General features: G+C 48.6%; 25 protein-coding genes. 20 read left to right on the top strand and 5 right to left on the bottom strand.

Annotation, left to right across the window (positions count from 1 at the left end):
* Positions 1-67 precede the first annotated feature (67 nt).
* The gene (locus NYE26_RS18110) at positions 68-985 is read left to right on the top strand and encodes a hypothetical protein (RefSeq protein ID WP_339249169.1); all 918 of its coding nucleotides are present in this window, start codon (positions 68-70) and stop codon (positions 983-985) included.
* Between the two features lie 238 nt (positions 986-1,223).
* Positions 1,224-1,556 (top strand): hypothetical protein, encoded by a 333-nt coding sequence (locus NYE26_RS18105; RefSeq protein WP_339249168.1) that lies wholly within the window; start codon positions 1,224-1,226, stop codon positions 1,554-1,556.
* Between the two features lie 21 nt (positions 1,557-1,577).
* Here NYE26_RS18105 and NYE26_RS18100 read toward each other — a convergent pair whose 3' ends face one another.
* Positions 1,578-2,549 carry a YafY family protein gene (locus tag NYE26_RS18100; protein ID WP_339249167.1) on the bottom strand — a complete coding sequence of 324 codons (972 nt, stop codon included), beginning with the start codon at positions 2,547-2,549 and terminating at the stop codon, positions 1,578-1,580.
* A gap of 146 nt (positions 2,550-2,695) precedes the next feature.
* On the opposite strand from NYE26_RS18100, the gene NYE26_RS18095 reads away from it, so the two are divergent.
* The 10 genes from NYE26_RS18095 to NYE26_RS18050 all read left to right on the top strand — a co-directional run bounded on the left by NYE26_RS18095 (position 2,696) and on the right by NYE26_RS18050 (position 10,682).
* Positions 2,696-3,172, top strand: a complete 477-nt coding sequence (locus NYE26_RS18095) for a copper amine oxidase N-terminal domain-containing protein (RefSeq protein WP_339249166.1) — start codon at positions 2,696-2,698, stop codon at positions 3,170-3,172.
* Positions 3,173-3,413: 241 nt separating this feature from the next.
* Positions 3,414-3,902 carry an NUDIX domain-containing protein gene (locus NYE26_RS18090; protein ID WP_209869598.1) on the top strand — a complete coding sequence of 163 codons (489 nt, stop codon included), beginning with the start codon at positions 3,414-3,416 and terminating at the stop codon, positions 3,900-3,902.
* 85 nt (positions 3,903-3,987) lie between these two features.
* Entirely contained in the window at positions 3,988-4,311 is a 324-nt protein-coding gene (locus NYE26_RS18085) for a hypothetical protein (protein ID WP_339249165.1), read from the top strand.
* A 136-nt stretch (positions 4,312-4,447) separates the two neighbouring features.
* Positions 4,448-4,768, top strand: a complete 321-nt coding sequence (locus NYE26_RS18080) for a hypothetical protein (protein WP_339249164.1) — start codon at positions 4,448-4,450, stop codon at positions 4,766-4,768.
* A 341-nt stretch (positions 4,769-5,109) separates the two neighbouring features.
* Positions 5,110-5,436, top strand: coding sequence for a tyrosine-type recombinase/integrase (locus NYE26_RS18075; RefSeq protein ID WP_339249163.1), 327 nt, complete (start codon positions 5,110-5,112; stop codon positions 5,434-5,436).
* 112 nt (positions 5,437-5,548) lie between these two features.
* Positions 5,549-5,902, top strand: a complete 354-nt coding sequence (locus NYE26_RS18070; protein WP_339249162.1) for a hypothetical protein — start codon at positions 5,549-5,551, stop codon at positions 5,900-5,902.
* Positions 5,903-6,355: 453 nt separating this feature from the next.
* Entirely contained in the window at positions 6,356-7,243 is an 888-nt protein-coding gene (gene murQ, locus NYE26_RS18065) for an N-acetylmuramic acid 6-phosphate etherase (RefSeq protein ID WP_036733394.1), read from the top strand.
* Between the two features lie 26 nt (positions 7,244-7,269).
* The gene (locus NYE26_RS18060; protein ID WP_339249161.1) at positions 7,270-8,688 is read left to right on the top strand and encodes a PTS transporter subunit EIIC; all 1,419 of its coding nucleotides are present in this window, start codon (positions 7,270-7,272) and stop codon (positions 8,686-8,688) included.
* A gap of 28 nt (positions 8,689-8,716) precedes the next feature.
* Entirely contained in the window at positions 8,717-9,769 is a 1,053-nt protein-coding gene (locus NYE26_RS18055) for a MupG family TIM beta-alpha barrel fold protein (protein ID WP_339249160.1), read from the top strand.
* Between the two features lie 61 nt (positions 9,770-9,830).
* Entirely contained in the window at positions 9,831-10,682 is an 852-nt protein-coding gene (locus NYE26_RS18050) for a MurR/RpiR family transcriptional regulator (protein ID WP_339249159.1), read from the top strand.
* 73 nt (positions 10,683-10,755) lie between these two features.
* Here the strand turns inward: NYE26_RS18050 and NYE26_RS18045 are convergent, their stop codons facing one another.
* Both NYE26_RS18045 and NYE26_RS18040 read right to left on the bottom strand, forming a co-directional pair.
* Entirely contained in the window at positions 10,756-11,088 is a 333-nt protein-coding gene (locus NYE26_RS18045; protein WP_339249158.1) for an Rpn family recombination-promoting nuclease/putative transposase, read from the bottom strand.
* Positions 11,078-11,974 (bottom strand): LysR family transcriptional regulator, encoded by an 897-nt coding sequence (locus NYE26_RS18040; RefSeq protein WP_339249157.1) that lies wholly within the window; start codon positions 11,972-11,974, stop codon positions 11,078-11,080. Before NYE26_RS18040 ends, NYE26_RS18045 begins: the two co-directional genes overlap by 11 nt.
* A gap of 130 nt (positions 11,975-12,104) precedes the next feature.
* Here NYE26_RS18040 and NYE26_RS18035 point away from each other — a divergent pair, with 130 nt between their 5' ends.
* Entirely contained in the window at positions 12,105-13,268 is a 1,164-nt protein-coding gene (locus NYE26_RS18035) for an MFS transporter (protein WP_339249156.1), read from the top strand.
* Between the two features lie 52 nt (positions 13,269-13,320).
* Here the strand turns inward: NYE26_RS18035 and NYE26_RS18030 are convergent, their stop codons facing one another.
* Positions 13,321-14,019: an ATP-binding protein gene (locus NYE26_RS18030; RefSeq protein ID WP_339249155.1), complete on the bottom strand. Its 699-nt coding sequence runs from the start codon at positions 14,017-14,019 to the stop codon at positions 13,321-13,323.
* Positions 14,020-14,021: 2 nt separating this feature from the next.
* Positions 14,022-14,774 (bottom strand): response regulator transcription factor, encoded by a 753-nt coding sequence (locus NYE26_RS18025; RefSeq protein WP_339249154.1) that lies wholly within the window; start codon positions 14,772-14,774, stop codon positions 14,022-14,024.
* 243 nt (positions 14,775-15,017) lie between these two features.
* On the opposite strand from NYE26_RS18025, the gene NYE26_RS18020 reads away from it, so the two are divergent.
* The 7 genes from NYE26_RS18020 to NYE26_RS17990 all read left to right on the top strand — a co-directional run bounded on the left by NYE26_RS18020 (position 15,018) and on the right by NYE26_RS17990 (position 22,800).
* Positions 15,018-15,296, top strand: coding sequence for a PqqD family protein (locus tag NYE26_RS18020; RefSeq protein ID WP_339249153.1), 279 nt, complete (start codon positions 15,018-15,020; stop codon positions 15,294-15,296).
* Positions 15,297-15,305: 9 nt separating this feature from the next.
* A complete protein-coding gene (locus NYE26_RS18015; protein WP_339249151.1) occupies positions 15,306-16,400 on the top strand; it encodes a radical SAM protein in 1,095 nt (364 codons plus the stop codon).
* A gap of 282 nt (positions 16,401-16,682) precedes the next feature.
* Positions 16,683-18,425, top strand: a complete 1,743-nt coding sequence (locus NYE26_RS18010) for an ABC transporter ATP-binding protein (protein ID WP_339249150.1) — start codon at positions 16,683-16,685, stop codon at positions 18,423-18,425.
* A complete protein-coding gene (locus tag NYE26_RS18005; RefSeq protein WP_339249149.1) occupies positions 18,422-20,182 on the top strand; it encodes an ABC transporter ATP-binding protein in 1,761 nt (586 codons plus the stop codon). Before NYE26_RS18010 ends, NYE26_RS18005 begins: the two co-directional genes overlap by 4 nt.
* A 107-nt stretch (positions 20,183-20,289) precedes the next feature.
* The gene (locus tag NYE26_RS18000) at positions 20,290-20,649 is read left to right on the top strand and encodes a BlaI/MecI/CopY family transcriptional regulator (RefSeq protein WP_209869561.1); all 360 of its coding nucleotides are present in this window, start codon (positions 20,290-20,292) and stop codon (positions 20,647-20,649) included.
* Between the two features lie 26 nt (positions 20,650-20,675).
* The gene (locus NYE26_RS17995; RefSeq protein ID WP_339249147.1) at positions 20,676-22,079 is read left to right on the top strand and encodes a M56 family metallopeptidase; all 1,404 of its coding nucleotides are present in this window, start codon (positions 20,676-20,678) and stop codon (positions 22,077-22,079) included.
* Between the two features lie 139 nt (positions 22,080-22,218).
* Complete coding sequence (locus tag NYE26_RS17990) at positions 22,219-22,800, top strand: hypothetical protein (RefSeq protein ID WP_339249146.1); 582 nt, start codon at positions 22,219-22,221, stop codon at positions 22,798-22,800.
* The last annotated feature ends 88 nt before the right edge of the window (positions 22,801-22,888 follow it).

Here is a 22,888-nt window from a genome sequence, read left to right as displayed (position 1 = left end):
GCATTAAGTAGGCTGTTAATGTATGGTAAAATACATAGAATGCTATGACCATTGAAGGGGTGTGCCTATGAAGCCGAAGAGATTAACCAAAAACCTGGCAGCCGCGCTTGCCTCCGCACTGTTATTGACTAGCACCGGAATTACCGTTCTTAGCGCTATCCCGCAGAAGATCGAGGCAGCGGCGGTGAAGCCTACAACAGCTTTCGCTTTATTCGAACAGAGGTTGCAAAAGCCTTCGTCCCTTGGCCTGGCCCAAGCTACGCTGGTTAACCGGATCGGCCAGATGACGCCGTCTGAGGCTAACCTGGCGGTTCTGCACCTGGAGAATGCCTTGAAGGCGTATCTGCCTACAGCTACGAAACGCATGAGTGAGCCTGTCATTCAATTGGATATCAAAAATATATACACCCCCGGCATGTCCATGGCGTTGGCACGCTCCAAGGTGAAGCGGTCCGAGTCACGGATTGTACTGCAAGACTTGATGGCCATGAACTATAAGCTGGAGAGGGGCGGCGGCGGGTTTGTTCCGGTCATTCAATACAAGAGCTTTAAGGTATTCAAACCGTACCTCAGCAAAGATCTCCAGGTATATATTGACCTGATGGCGGCAGAGTCGGAGCAACCCACTGTGATCAACAGAACTTTACAGGTGGACTGGTACCAGGTCGTGGAACGGGCGGTGCAGTATGAAGCTTTTGTGCAGACGTATAAGACCTCTAACCGTACTGCCGCCATGAAGGAAGCCTTTGAAGCTTCCAAGCAGATTGTGTTTAACGGAGCCCCCAACACACCGCTGTTCGACAAGAAGACCCAGGTCATCCTTCTAAAAGCGGCAATTGCGTATGAGAATACCCTTTCTGAGGCAGGTCCTGAGCAGATTGAAGCCAGCAGGCTGCTGACTCAGCTGGATGATTTCCTACTGCTTGTGGAGCAGAATGGCGATAAGAAGACTCAGGCTGTGATGGATTATCTGGAAGCTATGTAGTCAAGACCACTTACATCTTGTAGAAGAAACCGGGCTGTGGCCGAAGCAGCCCGGTTTCTTGGTGTGCAGAACCCGGGCGCAAAGACCCGCAAAGCATATCTTCCTATAGGCCCGAAGCGTCATTAATCACAGAAAAGGAAAACGATTACAATTATAATGTAAGCGTTATCCATGCCTGTGTTACATGTTTACGCAGAAGGGGGAAGAAGTCTTGAGAGTGAACAAGGTTTCCTTTAACATGCTTGTGATTATGGGTTTTAGCATTCAGTACGCATTGATGCATCTTTTTTCGGCAGGCGAGGTCATCGCCATATCATCGGCTGAGCTTATTATTTATATGGCATTCACCTTTGCCGGACTCGGCAGATTCTTTCGGCGAAGAAGACAGGTGCTGAACGAGCATGGATGCGGGTCTGCCGGACTGTTTTTCAGCGTATTATGGACGGTCTCCCTGTGCTCCCAGTTCCGGAAAGAGAGCTACCCGGATGCGCTGACGATTATTAATTCGCTGGGGGTATCGGCTGCCGGGCTGGTGCTGCTTACCGAGATTATTATATTGCTTAAGGTCTAAGCAACCGCTTGTCAGTGAAGTTCAATCGGCATCGTCCATGTAATGTCTGCTGATCTCACGGGCTCTGTCTTGAACCAGAAGCTTCAGTTCCACCGGCTCCAGAATACGGATGGAAGTGCCGAAGCTTAACAGATACTTCGGCAGGTACTTGTTCATGGACGGAACATCGAGTAGGAACCGCGCCTCCCGGTCGTTCCGTTCCGTCAAGTAGTGACGCAGATGCCAATTGCTGCACAGCTTGTTCAGCGTATCAGGCTCCCCTTCGATGCGGATAACCGCAAGGGGGCCGTCTTCTTGCCGCTCCTCTTCCGCTTGGCTGCGGAAATAGTCAGACACCGAGAACTGCTCCGGCCGCTCGAAGCAGGCATCCGTCAGCTTAAGCGCGGCAATGCGGTCAACACGGAAGGTCCGCATTGCCCTCGACTGGTGGCAGAACGCGACGACATACCATTCGCTGCGGTCATAAGCCAGTCCATACGGATCGGCATCACGTTCATCGGCCTGCGCAGAATTCACCTTATGGTAGGTGAGGTGTACGGTCCGCCCGTCCTTCACAGCCAGCTCCAGCTCCCGCAGCAAAGGGACGACAGACGGCGGACGGGACGGGGCAATGACATCGAGGCCGCTGGTTAGCAGCGACAAGTCATGGCGCTGTTCTTCCTGCAATCCATTCTCCACCTTCTTGAGGGCGCTCTCCAGCTCCTTCGCATAAGGATAACCTGCGCCTACCGCGAATTTATAAGCATCTACCAGTGCCTTCAGCTCTAGCGTGTTGAAGAACAGGGGCGTCTCACTGAAGCTCTCCAGAATATGGACTCCGCCGTCATGCCCGGATTCCGCAACCACCGGGACGCCGCTGGCGCCAAGCGCGTCGATATACCGGTACACGGTACGGACGCTGATCTCCAGACTGTCCGCAATCTGTGCGGCAGTGAGTTTTTTGCCGGACCGCAGCATCCATAGCATAGTCAGCATATTATCCCATTTTGCCATTTGAATCTCTCTCCCAGGTCCGCTTTTCATCCAACTGATGAATGCGGGCATTTTTTTCTCAGTCTACCATGTAATATTCTGCTGTTCCATCCGCTTTATGCTATGATGTGGAATATGGTATTTTCTGAGAGAGGAGGGGGCACTTTATGATCACTTTTAAAAAAATCATGCAGATTATTGGTCTTAGCGTTCTGGTCACGGGTGTTGCTCATTCCCCGGCCCCGGCTGCCGCAGCTTCCGGTTCCACCCAATCCGCCCAATTACCCGCGATTCATATCTATCTGAATAACTCGCCGATCACTACCACCGCAGGGGGAGCCACACTGATGAATGGTACCGTGATGCTCTCACTGGACAAGCTATATGTCAGCGGGGCTACAATTAGTTATGATGAACATACGAGGATGATCACCATTAACAACCTGCTCACGACAGGCAGCATGAAGATCGGAAGCCGGATTGCCACCGTGAACGGGAAGCAGATCACCTATTCCGCTGCCTTCCAGCAAGTGAATATGCAGCTATACATACCTTTGCGGTTCGTTAATGATGCCATTGGCGGCACAATGGACTGGAATGCCAATAAACGTGAAGCGTTCATCAGCCATCCCAATTTTGTCTGATGCTGGTAGGAACGCCAGAATATAACTATGTTATCGAAGGAATAGGATGAAAATGTAAAAAGATAATAAATTTGTAGACTGAGAAAATAAAGTATTAGACTGTCAATACTTCATTAAGCTAACGGGCAGGTTAGTTTAATCGCTTTGTAAGTACCTTTAAGTAAATAAATTCACACAAGAAGGAAAGTACAGGAAAAAAGTAGAATAAAGATACAACTTTACCGTATTTGGAGGCCGTGAAATGGAGTTTCCGACACATATTGTATCGGCAGGCGGAATTGTAGAAGATGGAAATGGAAATGTCCTATTAGTAAAAGCCCATGACGATGGTTGGGTGTATCCTGGTGGGATAACTGAAGTTGGAGAAAACCTGATTAATGGTGTGATTCGTGAAATCAAAGAGGAAAGTGGAATAGACGCCACTGTTAGCCATTTAGTAAGTATTGTTTCGAATACAGCGATCCATAAGTGGCATGACGGTGTGACTGATGTTCCTACGAAGGTCATGTTTGATTTCGTCTGCAAAGCTGTGGGTGGAGAGTTAGCTACTTCTGATGAAACGAGCGAGTGTAGGTGGGTTCCAAAGGAAAATGTTCTGGATTTGATTACTTTACCCGCAATCCGCTTGCGCTATGAAGCTTATTTGAACTTTAACGGCTCAGTGAATTATATGGAGTACTTCACTGCGTCAACGTCAGAATGTAATGTCAAGCTTCAAAGGCGCGTTTAGTTATACTAAGGCTTGTATTTTAAAAATCTTTGCATTAACGGGAAACATTAGTTTAGCGAACTAAGAGAATGAGGAGAAATACTGAATGGGACAAGGATACGTTTTAGTGAATAAAAGCAAAGGAGAAATAATAAGCTTTGCACACCTCCCAGTGAGCAAAGCCAGGGAGTTAACCGGAAACCCCGTAACAGCAGCCATGACGACCTGGTATCTTTTGAGTAATATAGGCGATCAAATTAATTTTATTGAAGAGGAACATGTAGTGGACGACTACCGTGATGTAACCAATCGGCTCATTGACGATTTGATTAAAAGTCAGATTATAGAAGACGACGGGATAGAGGTATTTGACCCAAGTAAGCCTGAAATATTCATTCGGCTGTTGAGGAATACATGGATGGATTGTTGAGCTACCGGAAAACTTTAGCTCAGACATGATAGGGCAGCCGGTCAGTAAACGTGATCAGCTGTTCTTTTTTAACTAAATGGTAGGTTAGTTGCTGTCAATGGAAGAGGATATAAAAAATTGAGAATGGAGGTATTATGTGAAATCTAACTTGGAGAAGGAACTAAAGAAAATATGTATAGACCTTTCTGTGAAGTTAAGGGGAAACGGGGGTGGGGATGGGAATGCTTTAATTGATTATGACTTGATTCTACATCTTCATACAACATTGGATGCCTACAAGGAATCGATTCATAAAGAAGAAATGGTTTCTAAAGAAATAGTGTGGTCTCTTTTTTATACCTGCAGTAGGTTCTATATACAAAGTCAATATTCTAAAAACACCTCAGATCTCATGGCTGAATTTGGGAAATTAAACCATAAGTTGCTTCGTGTTTTTGATAATTACGACACTTATTAAGTATTTACTGCTCCATGGCATAGAGCCTCTTTATATAGTTATAATTAGAGTGAAGTTTAATCCAAAGAAGTATTATAGTAGCTTGAGCTAACGGGAAACGTTAGTTTAATAGAGCAGGCAGATTAAAACCTCTCTCTAGAAGTAAACTAGATTTAATAGTTTCTAAAGGGAGGTTTTCTTATGAACTTAAATGAGTTGTGGAATTTGTATGAGGCTGACAAATAGATTCAAGGGTTCAGTCCAAAAACATTAAAAGCATACGCTTTTCAGCACAAGATGCAGTACTGGCGCTAGGCAATCTCGATGTCACAGAGGTAACGTTAAGTACACTGAAGGAGTACTTGGCAAAGCAAGCAGTTCGTTTGAAGCCAAACGGCCGTGGTCATCGAATTCGTTTTGTTCGTTCTCTTTTCCGCTATGCTTATGAAGAGACGTATCTGATTTCAAATCCTTCTTTGAAATTGAGAGAACCCAAGTTAGAAAAGATCAACATCGAAGATCTAAACTGGGAGAACTGCTCAGCAATCGTAAATGGCAAGGGATATCGCTTTCGACATACATATGCATGCCAACTCCTTGATAATGGTGCTCCCTTAGACTTCATTCAAGGATTGCTCGGTCATGAGAAGGCATCGACCACTCAAATATACGCGACGGATCAGCTTTAGAATCCGTCGCCATTCAACTAAAGAGCAGTTAAGACCTTTATGAGGTGTTGTGGTATTAAATGTAATTATGGGTTATAAAATAAATGGACTATTTGATTGGGGGAATCAAAATATGGAACGTAAAATTCAACTAATGGAAACCTACGTAAATATCGACTTTGGAAACTCACCCTTTTTAAAATTAGATAAAGGGTTGCAAATTCCATACTCTTCAATCACAGGAATAACAACAGGTAGACCGATACCAAATGCTTTTAAACTATATGGTGCTTTATTAGGAGAAATGAGAAATGGGTTATTTAGATCAAACGGTGGTTATCAACTGCACTTTTTTGAAAATGAGCTTGAAACTCTTCATTTAGATTTGAATAGCTTTAAAGTTGGTAAGTTCAAAATATCAAAGTTGATCATTGGTGTTGAAAATCCTGAAGAAATAAGTAAAAATATTTCCGAACGAGTGAAGTGATAATTTTTGATGAACTGTTTATTGAACGAACGGGAAACGTTAGTTGAACGAACACAGCGGTAGTCCAAGACTTTATTTATCAAGTCTTAGACTGCCGCTGCTTTTATTAATGGATCACTCTAAAACTTATTTTTCAAAAGCTAACGATTCTTCTATTCAAGAACCGCATTGAAATCCGTTGGATATGAAGAGATTTAAATCCGATGGCCTTACATTCGCAGGGAGTAGTGAGGGGGAATCAGAACTGCGGTTTGAGTTCACCGGTAGGAAGAAGGAGAAGAAGGATACATGAACAAGCTCCTGTGTGCATCGCAGGGGTTTGTTTTTGTATGTGTTCAATTTCTCATTGATATTTAATTTTAATAAAATAATAATTATGTTGAAATAATATTTCAGTAATGGTATTCTGCATTTAGAGAGCGATTTCATAAACGGAAAAGGATGATGGAAATCATGTTAGAGCATTTGACAACGGAGACCCGCAATAAGAAGACCATGAACCTGGATGAGTTAACACCGCTTGAGCTTCTGGAAGTGATGAATGAAGAAGATCACAAGGTCGCACAAGCTGTGAAACAAGTCATTCCGCAGATTGCCGAAGCTGTGGAAGTGATTACAATGGCGATCAGACAAGGTGGACGCTTAATTTATATGGGGGCTGGAACAAGCGGACGTATCGGCCTGCTGGATGCTGTTGAATGTCCGCCAACCTTTGGAACAGCACCTGAGGAGGTCATCGGGCTAATTGCCGGGGGAGAGAGAGCGTTTATCAAAGCCGTCGAAGGTGCGGAGGACAATGAACAATTAGGGGTGCAGGATCTACAGGATATTAAGCTGACAGCCAAAGATGTTGTCGTCGGCATTGCCGCCAGCGGACGCACACCCTATGTGATCGGCGGATTAGAATATGCGAATTCTATTGGAACACCCACTGTAGCTGTGAGCTGTAACAAAGATTCAGCGATTGGCAGAATTGCCGGGATTGCGATTGAAGTCGTAAACGGACCGGAAGTGTTAACCGGGTCAACACGTTTGAAGGCGGGGAGTTCGCAGAAATTAATCTGCAACATGCTTTCCACCGCTTCGATGATTCGTACGGGCAAAGTATATGGAAATTTAATGGTGGATGTACAGCTGACCAATGAAAAGCTTGTAGAACGTGCCAAACGGATTGTGATGGATGCGACTGAGTGTGACGCTGAAACGGCAGAGCGTGTTCTGAAGCAGGCAGATCAGAAGCCGAAGATTGCCATTGTGATGATCCTTGCGGGGCTAACTAAGGAAGAAGCTGTGCAGCGGCTGGAAGCATCACAAGGCTTCGTCCGTCAGGCGATTCAATAATACGATAAGAAGAAGGGGGCTACAACATGAGTAAATATCATGATTTAGCGGTCAACATATTAGGGGCCATCGGCGGCCGTGCAAATGTATCCGAGTACACCCATTGCATGACTCGTCTTCGTGTAACCGTTGTGGACCGCAGCCGGATCGCTGAAGCGGACTTGAAGCAAATCGACGGGGTTCTGGGAGTAGTGGATGATGAAACCTATCAAGTCATTCTCGGACCGGGAATCGTAACCAAAGTCGCTGAAGAATTCGGTAAAGTGTTGGAAGCAAGCAGTCCTGAGGGCGATCCTTCAACTTCGGCTGAACAGTTACAGGCCAAAGGCGCACAAATGAAAGCGCAGCTAAAAAAGAAGAATGATACGCCGTTCAAAAACTTTTTGCGGAAGATCGGAAATATATTCATCCCGCTTATCCCTGCATTCGTAGGAGCCGGATTAATTGCCGGTATTGGCTCCATTCTGACGAACAATATGACAGCGGGTAATTTAGACACAGCAACCTGGCAGCAATATGTGACGATCTTAAATGTCATCAAAAATGCGATTTTCAGTTACCTGGTGATTTATGTCGGTATTAACGCTGCCAAAGAATTCGGAGCTACGCCTGCTCTCGGGGGAGTAATCGGTGGGGTAACACTGTTAACAGGGGTTACAGCGGACCTGACCATTACTAATATATTTACGGGTACACCTCTGACACCGGGTCAAGGCGGGGTGATCGGCGTTCTCATCGCCGTATGGATTCTGTCCATCGTGGAGAGATATTTGCGTAAAGTGATTCCTGATGCGGTTGATATTATCGTTACCCCTACAATTGCCTTGCTGGCCGTAGGACTGATTACAATCTTTTTCATCATGCCGTTCGCCGGATTCATCTCCAGTAATCTAATCGGAGCGATTAACTGGACGTTAGAAGTGGGCGGAGCATTCTCAGGCTTTGTATTAGGAACAGCGTTCCTGCCGCTTGTGATGTTAGGGCTGCATCAGGTATTGACGCCGATTCACATTGAGATGATCAATGATTCAGGGATGACGCTGCTGCTTCCGATGCTGGCTATGGCCGGGGCAGGTCAGGTTGGGGCTTCCATCGCCTTATGGATTCGCTGCAAGAAGAATAAATCATTGACGAACATGATTAAAGGCGCTCTTCCGGTCGGTATTCTGGGAATCGGCGAGCCATTGATTTACGGGGTTACTTTACCACTGGGCCGTCCGTTTGTTACAGCTTGTATTGGCGGCGGGATTGGTGGTGCGGTCATTGGATTATTCGGCAACGTTGGAGCCATTGCTATTGGTCCTTCCGGAGTTGCGTTAATTCCCTTGATTGCGGGTGGATTATGGCTGAAATACGTAATAGGCTTAATTGCAGCTTACGCTGGCGGATTTATCGCGACTTATCTCTTCGGTACACCCAAAGAGGCTATGGCAGAACAGGATTAAGCGACCCTGAGATATTGAGGTGATTCCAGTGCTCGGAATTTCAATTTTTGCGGCGGACCGCACGTTAGAAGACAACGTGAAGTATATGGAACACATGAAGGCTGCAGGCTGTACCGAAATATTCACCTCTCTTCATATGCCGGAGGATGAGTTCGGAGCATTGAAGGAGAAGCTGCTGGAGATCGCAAAGGCTGCCCGGCGGTTAGGAATGGACCTGATGGCGGATATTTCCGGTAAGGCATTGGAGAACTTTTCGTTACCCTTCCTGTTGGAGGCTGGTGTTACAGGTTTGCGGATGGATTTTGGATTTAGCGCCGATGAAATTGCAGCCTACTCACAACAACTGAAAATTGCCTTAAATGCCAGCACCTTAACCCCAGAGTTCTTGGCTGACTTAAAAGAGCATCATATTTGTCTTGAGAACATTGAAGCCTGGCATAATTATTATCCCCGCCCGGAGACAGGTCTGGATAAAGAATCGTTCATAGCGAAGAACAGGTGGCTGCAAGCCGAAGGGATTACGACGATGGCCTTTATTCCGGGAGACGGGCTGAAGAGAAAACCGTTATTTCAAAGTCTGCCTACCTTAGAGAAGCACCGGAATCAATCTTCTTTTCTGGCCTACCTGGAATTAGAGCAAGATTGTGCCGTGGACAAAATTTTCGTTGGCGATTTAACCCTCTCAGGAGGGTCTCAGATTCAATTTCAGCGGTATGAGGAAGGGGTTATTCCTTTGCGGGTAACCCAAGAATTACCTTATGCCTTATGGGATAAGGTCCACCGGAACCGCTTGGACGCTGCCCGTGATGTGATTCGCTCTGAGAGTGCACGGTCAGATCAGGAACGTTTTGAAAGGAGCCGAAGTATTGCGCCTATGCATACGAACAAGCGGCCTAGAGGGACGATTACCGTCGATAATAATTTATATGGCCGCTATGAACATGAGCTACAGATCACACTAAGAGATCTGCCGGCACATGAAGCGGTTAATGTGATTGGTCATGTGATAGAAGAGGACCTTCCTCTATTAGACTACGTCAGACAAGGCGGAAGACGCTTTAGTTTCACAGCTGCTACTTAATGATTACTCCCCTCTATTTTGTTACAATAAGGAGAATAGACTGAGGAGAGGAGTTTAGAACTTGGCAGCAGGAAGCATGATTTCTCAAATTGAACTGGTCTTAAATGAACTGCCGGAATCGGAAAAAAAAGTAGCGGAGTACATTCTTGCCAATGCTAAAGAAGTGATGCATATGAGCATACATGAGTTAGCGGCTAAAGCGGAGGCGAGCAGTGCGGCGGTTGTCCGTTTTTGCCGGTCGCTGGGCATCGAGGGCTTCCCCGCGCTCAAAATCCGCTTATCCGCTGAAGTAGAGAACACGAGTTATGTCGGCTACTTTGATGTTGAATCTAATGAGACGGTGCATTCTATCATTGATAAAATGTTGTCCAATACCATATTGACCTTTCAGAATACGGCCAGTCAACTGGACGCGCATTCGATTGAGCAGGCCGTGAGCCTGTTACAGCAGGCAGAGGTTATTTATGTGTATGGGATAGGGGCGTCTTTCATTATTGCAGAGGATGCGGCACAGAAATGGCTGCGGCTCGGAAAAAATGTATATGCTATTTCTGACCGTCATTTATTGGCGGCAGCTATGGCTACGAAATCAGAGAATGCTGTCTTCTGGGGGATTTCGTATAGCGGGGAAACGGGCGAGGTCATTCAATTAATCAGACGGGCCAAGGAGCATGGGATCAGAACAATCAGCCTTACCCGACCTGGAAATAACAAGCTTTCCCAGCTGGCGGATGTTTCTTTATTTACATCACGTGCCCCGGAAGCCACACTTCGCAGTGCGGCAACCAGCTCAAGATTCGCCCAATTATTTGTGCTTGATATTGTCTTTAGCGTATATGCTTCTGCCCAGCATGATTTAACTGTGGAGCAGCTGGCGAAGACAAGGCAGATGATTGAAGTTTTGAATGATTAATGTTGAACCAGATGAATACCTCTATGAAATAGCAAATAGAAAGGGAGTGTCCGCCATAGGATGCTCCCATAGTTTATTTTCTCAACGCATTGATCTCCTGCTCTGTTAATCCAGTGGCCTTAATAATGGTCATTATGTCCAGATTCAAGTCAAGCATATTCTTCGCTACTTCCTTTATACCTTCCTTTATGCCTTCTTTCATACCTGCCAATTTAGCACTTCCCAGCATAGAGGCCTCATCATGCAAATACTTCTGTCTCGCTTCATACAATCGTCTGGCCTCTGAATCCTGACTCAGATATTGCAAGGTATCCATCGCCTTCTCCAGTCCCGGCTCATTCATCTTCAGCACCTCCCAGTGTGATGTATCGGCACCCTTCAGGAAATGATATTGCTCATTCCTCAAGCCGAAGATTGTCGATCAGGAACCGGCGCAGGCTGCTGATGAAGGTATGAGTGGCATGGCTGATGTAGCGGTCGGCCCGGTAGATCAGTCTGAGGTTGCGGCAGGGGGCAGTATTCAGGATCGGAATGGAGCAAAGTCCGCTGTTCTCCATGCCCTCAAGCAGTCCGCGCGGTTGTATGGTGCCGCCAATCCCGGCCTTGACCAGCTGAAGCAGCGAGGTGGCTGATCCGGTCTCCATGATCGGCTCCAGTCCGAAGCCTGCCTCCCGGCAGGTATTCTCCACCAGCTCTCTGCCGATGTAGGTGCGCGGGTACATTACAAGCTGGATCTGCTGAAGTGATGACAGCTCAATGTGGCTCATGGCGGCATAAGGATGATCCTCGCGGACAATCAGATGATAAGGCTCCCAGCCCAGGTCCACTTGAGTCAGCATGGAATCACGCGGACCCGGAAGGCAGATGCCGATGTCCAGCTTGTTCTCCAGCACCTCCTGCTGAATAAGCGTTGAAGCGAAGACCTGGAGCCGGATATTCGGAAAATCGGAATGGAATTTAACCAGCATCGGCGTTAGACGGTAGTCCAGGTCAGAGGGCAGCACCCCAAGCCGGATCATGCCGCGGTTGTCGGAGCGCAGCTCATTAATCGCTGCCTTGGCATTCTGCTCATTCTGAATCATCCGGGCTGCGTAGTCCTTAAGGAGGACACCAGCTTCGGTTAGGGCAATCTTTTTGCCGATCCGGTCGAACAGGGGCATGCCTATTTCACCTTCCAGTACTTTAATCTGCTGGCTTAGTGTCGGTTGGCTGATACCCAGTCCCTCAGCGGCGCGTGTGAAATGCAGTTCTTCGCAGACGGCCATGAAATAGTGCAGGTGGCGGGTTTCCATGAAATTCACTTCTTTCAGGATAAGATCATAGTCAATTACTATTATAATAATATAAACAATAGTATTGATCAATATATGACATCGCCGTATACTCAGGCTAAATACAAAATACTGATATGGAGTGATGGAAATGCCTTTCTTACTATTATTCGTTGCCTTGCTGGCAGCCTCATTAAATATGCGTCCGGTAATCACTTCGGTCTCACCGCTGCTGGGTAACATTCAGAGTGATCTGGGGATGAACAGCCTGCAGGCCAGTCTGATGACAACACTGCCTGTCCTGTGTATGGGGATATTTGCACCCCTTGCCGTGAGCATCAGCCGGCGCTTCGGTCTGGAGCGCACGATCTTCGGGGCTATGGTGCTGATCGGGGCGGCGACAGCCGCACGCGGGTTCCTGTCTTCATCCGCCGGTCTCATTCTGACGGCGCTGGCAGCAGGCGTAGGGATCGGAATTGCCGGACCGCTGCTGTCCGGCTTCATTAAGCGTCATTTTCCCGGCCGCTCGGCTATGGTCAGTGTGTATTCCGCCTCAATGGTGGTGGGCGCTTCACTCGCAGCCGGTCTGGCTGTTCCGGTCTATACCTGGCTGGACAATTCCTGGCAGCTGTCCCTGGCGGTATGGGCAGTCTTGGCGCTCGCCGCTCTCCCTGTCTGGTGGAGGATTGCCGCGCGGTCCAAGCCGCTGAAGGAGCAGACTGTACATGCCCGGCTGCCCTTGGCTAACGGCAGAGCCTGGCTGCTGACCATATTCTTCGGTCTTATGGCGAGCATCTTCTATTCGCTGACGGCCTGGCTGGCGCCGGTGGCAGCATCCATGGGGTATAGCAAGCATGAAGCGGGCAATCTGCTCACACTTTTCACCTTGATACAGATTCCGGTAAGCATCCTCGTGCCCATCCTTGTGGCCAGATTCCAGCGGCGCACGTTATGGCTTGTGCTGTGCAGTCTATTTGAGCTAAGCGGACTGCTGCTCCTTCTGGGCTCAGCCTCACCGCTGCTGAGCGCAGTGCTGCTCGGCATTGGCGCTGGCGGATTATTCCCGCTGGCTCTAATGCTGCCGCTCTTAATGACGGAGCGGGCGGAAGAGGCCAGCTCCTGGTCGTCGCTTAATCAGGGGGGCGGGTATTTTCTCGGAGCTTTGGGACCGCTCGCGGTTGGCCGTATCTACGATGCCACGGGTTCATTCCAGCCCGCGCTGATCGGCATGGCTGTGATCACTGTACTTATGATCGCGGTACAACTGATGATAGGCAGAAGCTCCCGCGAGGGCAACGCTCTAAGGAACGGTTAGGCTGACGGTGCGGGCCTTCTTGATCCATACGAGTCGGCACGGCAACCTGTGTTTAGCTTCCGGTCTTCGCATAAGGCAGAACAACAACCGTCTCGTACTTCCCGGGCTTGACTGTGGTCCTAAGATGCCCGCCGTATTTGCCCGTAACCTTCTGAATATTACTTAAGCCGATTCCGTGAAGTTCTGGATGGGCCCGGCGGCATGGCGCTGCTGTGCTGGCGGGAGCGGCAATGGAGTTGCCAATATAGATAACGAGGGCATTGTTGTTCGAATGGATATGAAGCTGAATGGATCTGTTCTGTGCCGGCCGGACCTGTCTCGCAGCATCTATGGCGTTATCCAGAAGGTTGCCAAGTACTATACACAGATCGTAGCGTTCAATGTCAACAGGTGCACCTGAGAGCTGTACCTTATGCTGCATGGCAATATTCAGGTCAGAAGCGATGTTAATCGCATGGCTGACCAAGGCATCCACCGCCAGGTTGCCGGTAGTTATAGTGTTGCAGGAGGCCTCGATCTCTTGCAAAATCCCGTTAATATGATCTGCGCCTTCTGCTGCATGACCTGCTTCAATACAGGCGCGTATGTATACCAGTTGCTTGTTGATATCATGAATGATTCGCTTGATGTCCATGAAGGAATGTAAGGTGTCCTGATAGCTGAGCTCTTGGGCTTCAAGCTGTCTGTGCAGACGGCCATTTACCTCGGCCAGCCGCGCAGCCTCATTCCTCCTCCTGAACCATAAGACCATCGTTATCCTCTCCCTTGAATTTCTTCCAGCACATACCCCGCATAGACATCCTTGAAGGCCTTCGACTGGGAACGTCCAATCGGATATTCTTCATCACTGGACATGACCACAGAGTTCGCATTGAATCTGCGGACATGCTCCAGATTGACAATAATGGAACGGTGAATCAGCAGGAACGGATTGCCCAGCTTGTCCGAATAGCTCTGCAAGGTGCCATTGATGAGGTATTCCCGGGAGACAGTGATGAGCTTCAGCTTATTTTGGGCGAGGGAATGCTTGATTTTGACAATGGCAATAATATCGGGCCGCCGCAGCACTACCTGATCATCTTCTACCTTAATGGTGAAGAAGCGGTTCGGGCTGGAATGAATATAGCTGCACAGCTTAAGTATTTTGTCTTGGAATAATTCATAAGGGACCGGCTTGAGCAGATATTGGAAGGTCTGAACGTCAAAGCTGTCCATAATGTACTCAGGATAGCTGCTCAGGAAGATAATTTGCACATCGCGGTCGGGCAAAGAGCGGATCACCTGGGCGGTCTCAATTCCGCTGATTCCGGCCATTTCGACATCCAGAATCAACAGGTGATAGGTGTATTCTCCCTGCATGGCCTTGTAATGCTGCAGCAGCTGTTCGCCGGAAGAGAAGCAGTGGACATCAAATGAATAGTTAGTCGACAACGACAGCAGCTTGAAGTATTGCTTCACCTTGTCTAGAACCTTGGCATCATCATCGCACACGCCTACATGAAACAATTCTATCTCTCCTTTTAAGTGGCTTCATTCCTCATAGATTGGCAGTAAAATGGATCAGGGAATGCGTTTGCATGCCTTATTATACCATTAACATACATAATGTTCCATAAAGTGAAAGGATGCGTTATATTGAATTCAGAAGAGATGCAAGAGATCATTGATAGATTCAAATGTGAAACAAATCACGTTATACCGTGGTATCAAGCAACAACAATCTGTAATTTCCCGTAAGGATGTGAGTGAATGAACGCAAGCACGTTATTGTCCAAAGTTAATGTGATCCATGAGGATCTTGGTGAAGAATCACTGGTGATGGACCGTAATCATGAGATGTTCTTCTTGAATCAGACCGCCAAGTATTTGTGGGAACACTGCAATGGACGAACGGTATCCGAGGTTGCCGGTATGCTCCATGACCAGTATCTGGAGAAGGACCAGCTTGAGTTAAGCGATATTATTACAGACTGTATTGGTGCATTTGAAGAGCTGGAGCAGAGAGGTTTCGTGAAAATAAGGAAATGAGGTGCTAGTGTGGAATTGTTATCCCCAGCCAAGAGCTTTAGATTAGGCGGTTGTTATCTGGAGATCACTTCAAACTGTAACCTGCGCTGCCTGCATTGCTATAACGAATCCGGCGTTCTGCAGGATCAGATTGATATGCCTACCTTCATGAGCATCATTAATGATCTGCCGGATCATCCCGATACAAGCATTACCATCTCCGGGGGAGAACCGACTTCGCATCCTTTGTTCTGGGATTTCATGGAGGCGCTGCAGAAGAAGCAGTTCGGTATGGTGCTGGTGATCACGAACGGCACTTATATCACCCGGGAGGTTGCTGAGAAATTCGCTGCCTGCAAAGTGGCCATACAGCTGAGTGTGAATGGTTCGCGAGCGGAGATTCATGATCAGTTATGCGGACGCGGCAGCTTCAACCAGACGATGCGTGGCCTGAAGCATCTAATCGATGCCGGTATGAGCGAACGGATTCTGATCCGCAGCGTGCTTACAGGCTTCAATAAGGATGACATCGTTCCTCTGCTGAAGATGGTTGCTGAGCTTGAGATTCCCCAGGCTGAGATTGCGAGCCTCAGTAACCTGGGCCGGAGTGAAGACAACCGAAACAATTTATACCTGGACATTCTGGAGAAGTCCGCACTGGTGGAACGTCTGGAGCGGCATCCGGAGGTGGTGGAGCTCATGAACAGCGGTGTTAAGATCACACTGCCCGATGATTTTACAGGAGCCTGCCCGTTGTTAAGTGGAGTGACCGAAGACGCAGATCGGATTCCGTTAACACCGAGAATTGATTCATCCGGTAATGTGTTCCTGTGCCAATTATTCACGGATGTCCAGTATGCGATCGGTAATGTGAATGAGACCAGCCTGTCCTCCATGCTTGAGTCTCAGCAAATCGTGAACCTCGTCAAGTTCATGCAGGTGGGACAGAATTATATGAACCAATGCCAGAGCTGTATATGGAATGGGACTTGCGGCAAGGGGTGCGTGGCGCTCGCTGTAGCCAATGGAGGCTCAATTCAGGATACGGACGGCTGCTGCAAGGTAAGAACGAAATATTATGTCTCTGAGCTGAAGAAGAACAGAAAGGCCTTAGTGCCGCAGTAATCCCGCAGACAGCAGACTTGAAGGGAGGTGAGAACATGAGCTATATCAGACCTATGATTGAAAAAGCAAGCACAGATTCAATGATCACTCCTGCAGCTTGTACGAATGGTTTCAGCTGTCCGAAAACATTTAACTGCGGAAGCTACTCCTGTAAGAAAAACTTTAAATGCGGAAACTGGTAAACCCTGATCCGCGGCATACTTAATAAGTTCCATATGACCCGACAAGAACATGGTTATTTCCTATAATCATGTTCTTTTCTAAGAAAGGGAGGGGGAGCGCTTGAAGGAATATAAATGGGTTCTGTCCATCTTTTTCAGACAACAGCCGGCAACCATGGTATCCATCCTCCTGCTCTATATTTTAATGTACGCCCTGCAGCCCTTGGAGCTGCTTCTGATTGGGCGGATCATCGTCAGCCTGGGGCATCCGTCCGGGGTGATGTCTATTGCCATCCTCATTATTGCCTATATCCTCGTGTACTCCTTGAAGAATATTCAATACTCCTTTTCGCTGCTGTTCATAGAATTGCTGGAGAATAAGGTCGGTGCACTGCTGCAAAGACAGATGTTCACCGCTATTGCCAAAGCAGATTTAGACAAGCTGGATCAGGCGGATTATCTGCTGCAAATTGAGCGGGCGAAGGACACTTTATGGTACAAACTCACGAATGCCGTTAACGATGTATTCCATTTCCTCGGGTCCATTGCCGGCTTCTGCATGTCTGTATGGATTATTGCCAGGCTGGGGGTTCTGTATGTGGTCGCTTTTATTGTGCTGGGGCTGCTCTATAACTATTTTGTGAAGCGCAACACGGAGGAACATATTGCTGTGATGAAGCGGCAGGAGCATGAGGACCGCAAGCTGAACTATTTAAGCCGTCTCATGCAAGACCGGAGCAACCAGAAGGAGATTAGGAGCTTTCAGATTTATGAGTGGCTGGAGTCGAAGCGGCTCTCCAAATTCGATGAGATCAGAGACCTGAATATGGCCTTCAGCCTGAAATGGACGGTGATTGGCTGTGTATGGTCGGGGCTGATGCTGGGCCTGGAGAACAGCACCCTGCTGTTCATGTGTTATGCTGTGGCATTGACAACGCTGAGCCTGGATCAGCTGATCGTGTTAACTCAGGGGCAGGGTCAGATCATCGAGGGGGTCAATTCCTTCGCCGAGTTCTTCTCCGAAGCCCGCAAGAATACCATCTACATCAAGGAATTCAGAGATTTGATTACACCGGAGACACAAGCAGCAGAGACTCCTCACCAGACTTCTTCGGTCTTAACCAGAAACAGGATGGCGATGGAGCTGCACGATGTCTCTTACTCATACGGTAATTCCCCCGCAGTCTTGAAGAATATTAATCTGCACATCGGCAGAGGGGAGAGCATTGTCCTTGTCGGTGAGAACGGCAGCGGCAAGAGCACTCTGGCCAAAATTATGGCCGGTCTGCTGAAGCCGACGGAAGGCAGAGTCCACAGTTACTGTAAGACATCGACCGCAGCTTTTCAGGATTATGCCAAATTCGAATTCTCGGTCCGGGATAATGTCGGTCTTGGCGATGTAGCGAGTATCAACGACAACGATAGAGTCACAGAAGCAACGGTGAAAGGCCAGATTCACCAGGTCATCCAGCAATATCCCAAAGGACTGGACACGATTCTGGGCAAAAAGTTCGATGCGGACGGAATCGAGATGTCGGAAGGCCAGTGGCAGAAGGTAGCGATCAGCCGGGCGTTCATGCCCGAGGCCGATTTTATTATCTTCGATGAACCGTCTGCTTCCCTGGATGCGTTGTCGGAGATTCAGCAGTTCCGCAATATCGGCAAATATTTTCGCGGCAAAAGTGTTGTGCTCATCTCCCACCGGATCGGAATTGCCAAGCTCGCCGACAGAATCGTATTTATGAAGCAGGGGGAGATCGTGGAAGCAGGCACCCATGCTGAGCTGATGCAGCTGAAGGGGGAATATTGCAGCTTCTTCAGGAATCAGGCCAAATGGTATGATACGGGAGATCAGGTCATATGACAACGAAAATGCTGGTTCATGTCCGTAACCTCAAGCTGATCATTAAGCTGTTCTGCACCAAAGATCTGTACCTGTCACTGGCGCTTATGGCGCTCAGCGCATGGCTGGCCCCGCTTGGAGCCTGGCTCTATAAGCTCCTGATCGATGGCCTCGCTATCGTCCAGTCCGCATCTGCCGTAACGCACAAGCTGCTGATCCTTATCGCTGGATATACCGTGCTGAAGATTGCACTGGAAGGGATAGAGCATATTACTGCGCATGTTAATAATCGCCTGAAGTATAACATTAACCGTGAATTCATCAGACAGGTGAACAAGAAGCTGTCTGTTATTGATATGGAAGAGCTGGAGAACCCTGCCGTCTATGATCTGCTGGAGCGGGTCCAGTCCAATGTGAACAAGGGGATTCTGGCTTACGTCAACAACTCATTATCTGTCGTGCTCCCCGTCTTCTCCATGTTCTCCTTTGTAGTGCTGCTGTTGAATATTAAATGGTATTTCCCCGTAATTGCGGTGCTTGCCACCATTCCTTATCTGCTGCTGATGAATGCACAGGGCAAGCGGAGCTACTTCCAGGCAGTTGAACAGAGCAAGCCGCTGCGGCGGTTGAACTATATGTACGATGTGCTGACAAGCAGAAGATATGCCAAGGAGATCCGTATGTTCGGATTGATTGATTATTTCAATGACCGCACGGAAGAGATCCGAAGCGAGGTATGGAGAGAGAAGTTCAAGCTGCTGCTGCATTATACACTGGGCGGAGCGCTTGTCGATCTATTGCGGAACATTGCACTGGGTATCTGTCTGCTCATTACTTGTCTAGGCGTTATAGATAATCGAATGAGTATAGGCGATGTTATGCTGGTGGTTACTGCGATGCAGGCCATAACAGGCGCTCTGAGCAGTATGGTGATTAAAATCAGTTCCATGAACAATTACACACTATATATGGAAGATATGCTGAATTTCCTGGATCTTCCTGAGGATGCCGGTGGCGGTCATAAGACGCTTGCAGATGCATCAACTATTCAGTTCAAGCAGGTGGATTTCAAATACCCGGGCAGCGGGAACCTTACACTGAAAAATATTGAACTAACCATCCATAAAGGCGAGAAAATTGCCTTAGTGGGCGAAAACGGCAGCGGTAAAACAACCTTCATTCATATGCTGCTCGGCCTGTACAAGCCGACTTCAGGCGAAGTATTAATCGGAGGAGACCCGCTCGCTGATGTCATTGAACCGTTCAGGAGGAAGACGGTCTGTGTATTTCAGAATTTCATTAAATACCAGTTCTCGGTCGCGGATAATATCCGGGCGGGGAATTTCGGACAAGCGTTCCAGAAGCGGTCCTTGCATATCTTTAATATGGATGCCTTCATCGATCATCTGCCCCAAGGCCTGGATACCCAGCTAGGCCAGCTGGAGAACAATGATCTGGAGCTGTCGGGCGGACAATGGCAGCGGCTGGCGATTGCCAGGGCGCTGAGCAGGGCAGACAGCGAGATTCTGATCATGGACGAGCCGACAGCCAGCCTGGACCCCAAGGTGGAGACGCAGATCTACGAAGAATTCTCGGCGTTGTGTGAGAACAAGACGACCATAATGATCTCACACCGTCTGGGAGTGACGCGGCTCTGTGATATTATCTATGTTTTTGACCAGGGGGAGATCTGTGAAGCGGGCTCGCACACAGAACTGATGAACCGGCGGGGGAAATATTATCAGATGTATACGGCCCAGAGCTATTTGTATGCTTAATGACATGGAATAAACAAGTAGTAAAAGGATATAATTGACATTAGGTGACTACTGGAGTAGTATTGGGATATGACTACTGCAGTAGTCAAACGAAGGGAGGCTGGTGCATGGAGATTAAGCTGTATGATTCCGAGCTGAAGGTCATGGAGATTCTATGGAGGGAAGGCAAGCTGCCCGCAGGGGATCTGGCTGCCATTCTGAATCAGGAGACTGGCTGGAACAGAAACACGACCTATACAGTGATCAAGAAGCTGATTGCCAAGGATGCTGTAGAGCGGACAGACCCAGGGTTTGTCTGCACTCCCCTGATTGCCAAGGAGCAGGTGCAGACGTATGAGACCAAAGAGCTGATTAACAAAATGTATGGCGGTTCGGCGGAGATGTTTTTTTCGGCATTTCTCAATGAGAAGAACCTCAGCAAAGCGGATATCGACAAGCTGAGGCAAATCGTGGAAAGCTTGCGCTGAGGCGAGGGATGATGGATATCTTACAGATGAGTATTTCAGCAAGCGTGCTGATCGTGCTTGTGATCGCGCTGCGCTCTGTGACCCTGCACAAATTACCCAGACAGCTCTTTCTGGTCTTGTGGGGCATTGTCATCGCCAGACTGCTGATTCCGGGTTCTGTGCCGGTTCTTCCGCAGTTATCGCCACAGGTTGAGGTTGCTGCTGCAATTAATCAGGTTAACACGCACACAGCAGCCGTAGTTCAGTTGCCGGAACGTTCTGCCCTGCACACAGGCATGTTCGCCCGGGATATAGCGTTCACAGCCTTTACGGGCGGGGAGCCGGAGCAGCCGTTTCTGAAGCCGGAGCTTCTCGGTGCCATATGGCTTGGCGGCGCTGCGCTGCTGCTTATGACCCTTGCGGTGATCTTCTACAGAAGCAAGAGAGAGCTGCGGACAGCACTGCCTCTGCAGAGGCAGGAGCCTGTGATCGAGGCCTGGCGTGCCCGGCATCCCTTGCGGCGCAAGCTTACCATCTTGACATTTGACCGGATGGATACGCCGGTTACGTGCGGAATCTGGCGTCCGAAGATTATTCTGCCCACGACCCTGAATACCGGTAATGCACCGGCCATGGAGTATATTCTCACCCATGAATATATGCATATCCGGTATTTCGATACAGTGTGGAAGCTGGCTGCCTCCGTGGCCCTGTGCCTGCACTGGTTCAATCCGCTGGTCTGGCTGATGGTCTTCTATCTGAACCGGGAGCTGGAGATGGTCTGTGATGCCAGAGTCATCCGTAAGCTGGGTGCAGAGCACAAGGCGGATTATGCGTTATGTCTCTTGGAGGTGGCGGAGCAACAGAGGGGGTTCACGCCCCTGTATACAGGCTTCAGTAAAAATGCGACCAAGGAAAGGATCGTGTCGATCATGAAATTACAAAAATTGACGATGTTGACGGCTGCCATTTCACTCATTCTGATCGCCGGAGCGGTGTCCGCGTTCGCAGAGCAGTCTAGCGATGCGGTAAGCAGTGCTAATACCGTAAATTCTGCGGAAATGAACGCACTGGAGAGTGACGACAACAGCGGGGGTGATTCGGCGGTAGCGGCAGCCTCCTCGGAGGATGGAGCGGCGGTGACCGATTTCAACTATGAGGCACTGAAGGATTACATGACCTATGGACTAACGTACGACAAAGCCCAGGACAGATTCTCTTACAACGGCAAGCCTATCCGCCTGTTCCTGGACCAGGATCTCAAGCATGAAGGCAAGTTCAACAAATTCTATTATGACGGGAACGGCTCGGCGGATTTCAGAGTCATCAGAGACAAGGACAATACGATCAAAGAAATCACGGCTGTGAATGAGAGTGAGCTTCAGGGATTAGGCAAAGAGTACGGCTTCGAGCTGAATGCCGACGGCCTGAAGTTCCAGAATGCCAAGTAACTGTCCACCGGATGCTGAGTGTTAAAGAACAGAAAATGAAACGTTAACGCACTTCTTGAGATATGTAGGGGAGTGCGTTATTTGCTATAATGGGAACGGGTTACCAGAGTACAAGCCAGGTGAAGAGGAGGACATGAATATGAATATGAATATGAATGTGGATGTGGATAGGGTGGAAGAGCCGCCCGTTCAGCTTATCGGCATGCTGGGCCAGCCGTATGATCCCAAGAGAGTCCAAGCCGTGCTTAAGCCCTATGGCGTTAAGCGCATGCCGGCGGCGAAGAGCTATTTCAACGATACCATGATCTCGTGCGCCAAAGCATCTCTAAGGATGGATCTCTACCGTATACCCAAAATCAATGAGCTGACCGGACTACAGTATACGAAGCCCGATGATTGGATCATCGGCGCTATTCACTTCCTTCCCCCTGGTTCGGGCAAGCAGAACGAAGTGCCTTATCCCGTCATTTTACCTGAGGACATTACGATGAACTCTTCGCCTGAGGAAGCGATCGCGGCCTATGGCCCTCCGCAGCTGGATGAAGAATGTGAATGGCCCGGATTTTCCGGCCGCATTATCGCCTGGCGGGGCGAGGGCATAAACATCGCATTAGAATACGAGTATAGCAGGGAAGGTAGAGTGCTACGAACCTATATCGCCTGCCTAATCGGCTGCATCGGCGCTTGGCGGAGCGATAACCCGGAGGTTTTTGCACCATGAGCAGGGGAGGGCTGATTCTGGTAGGACAAGCTTTCGTTAGAATCGCGGAGAGCTGTCGGAGAGCTGCCCTCCCTGCAACCGACACACT

It is taken from the genome of Paenibacillus sp. FSL P2-0136, assembly GCF_037975325.1.
GTDB lineage: Bacteria > Bacillota > Bacilli > Paenibacillales > Paenibacillaceae > Paenibacillus_AQ > Paenibacillus_AQ silagei.
Note: the sequence above shows the minus strand (reverse complement) of the source record. Positions and strands in the feature narration are given on the sequence as shown.

What these genes read in the sequence shown, in the direction of transcription:
- NYE26_RS18085 (WP_339249165.1), top strand. Translation starts at nt 3,988, where the DNA reads ATGGGACAAGGATACGTTTTAGTGAATAAAAGCAAAGGAGAAATAATA.
- NYE26_RS18035 (WP_339249156.1), top strand. Translation starts at nt 12,105, where the DNA reads ATGCCTTTCTTACTATTATTCGTTGCCTTGCTGGCAGCCTCATTAAAT.
- NYE26_RS17995 (WP_339249147.1), top strand. Translation starts at nt 20,676, where the DNA reads ATGAGTATTTCAGCAAGCGTGCTGATCGTGCTTGTGATCGCGCTGCGC.
- NYE26_RS18105 (WP_339249168.1), top strand. Translation starts at nt 1,224, where the DNA reads ATGCTTGTGATTATGGGTTTTAGCATTCAGTACGCATTGATGCATCTT.
- NYE26_RS18090 (WP_209869598.1), top strand. Translation starts at nt 3,414, where the DNA reads ATGGAGTTTCCGACACATATTGTATCGGCAGGCGGAATTGTAGAAGAT.
- NYE26_RS18030 (WP_339249155.1), bottom strand. Translation starts at nt 14,019, where the DNA reads ATGGTCTTATGGTTCAGGAGGAGGAATGAGGCTGCGCGGCTGGCCGAG.
- NYE26_RS18095 (WP_339249166.1), top strand. Translation starts at nt 2,696, where the DNA reads ATGATCACTTTTAAAAAAATCATGCAGATTATTGGTCTTAGCGTTCTG.
- NYE26_RS18040 (WP_339249157.1), bottom strand. Translation starts at nt 11,974, where the DNA reads ATGGAAACCCGCCACCTGCACTATTTCATGGCCGTCTGCGAAGAACTG.
- NYE26_RS18070 (WP_339249162.1), top strand. Translation starts at nt 5,549, where the DNA reads ATGGAACGTAAAATTCAACTAATGGAAACCTACGTAAATATCGACTTT.
- NYE26_RS17990 (WP_339249146.1), top strand. Translation starts at nt 22,219, where the DNA reads ATGAATATGAATATGAATGTGGATGTGGATAGGGTGGAAGAGCCGCCC.
- NYE26_RS18020 (WP_339249153.1), top strand. Translation starts at nt 15,018, where the DNA reads ATGAACGCAAGCACGTTATTGTCCAAAGTTAATGTGATCCATGAGGAT.
- NYE26_RS18110 (WP_339249169.1), top strand. Translation starts at nt 68, where the DNA reads ATGAAGCCGAAGAGATTAACCAAAAACCTGGCAGCCGCGCTTGCCTCC.
- NYE26_RS18000 (WP_209869561.1), top strand. Translation starts at nt 20,290, where the DNA reads ATGGAGATTAAGCTGTATGATTCCGAGCTGAAGGTCATGGAGATTCTA.
- murQ (WP_036733394.1), top strand. Translation starts at nt 6,356, where the DNA reads ATGTTAGAGCATTTGACAACGGAGACCCGCAATAAGAAGACCATGAAC.
- NYE26_RS18005 (WP_339249149.1), top strand. Translation starts at nt 18,422, where the DNA reads ATGACAACGAAAATGCTGGTTCATGTCCGTAACCTCAAGCTGATCATT.
- NYE26_RS18060 (WP_339249161.1), top strand. Translation starts at nt 7,270, where the DNA reads ATGAGTAAATATCATGATTTAGCGGTCAACATATTAGGGGCCATCGGC.
- NYE26_RS18100 (WP_339249167.1), bottom strand. Translation starts at nt 2,549, where the DNA reads ATGGCAAAATGGGATAATATGCTGACTATGCTATGGATGCTGCGGTCC.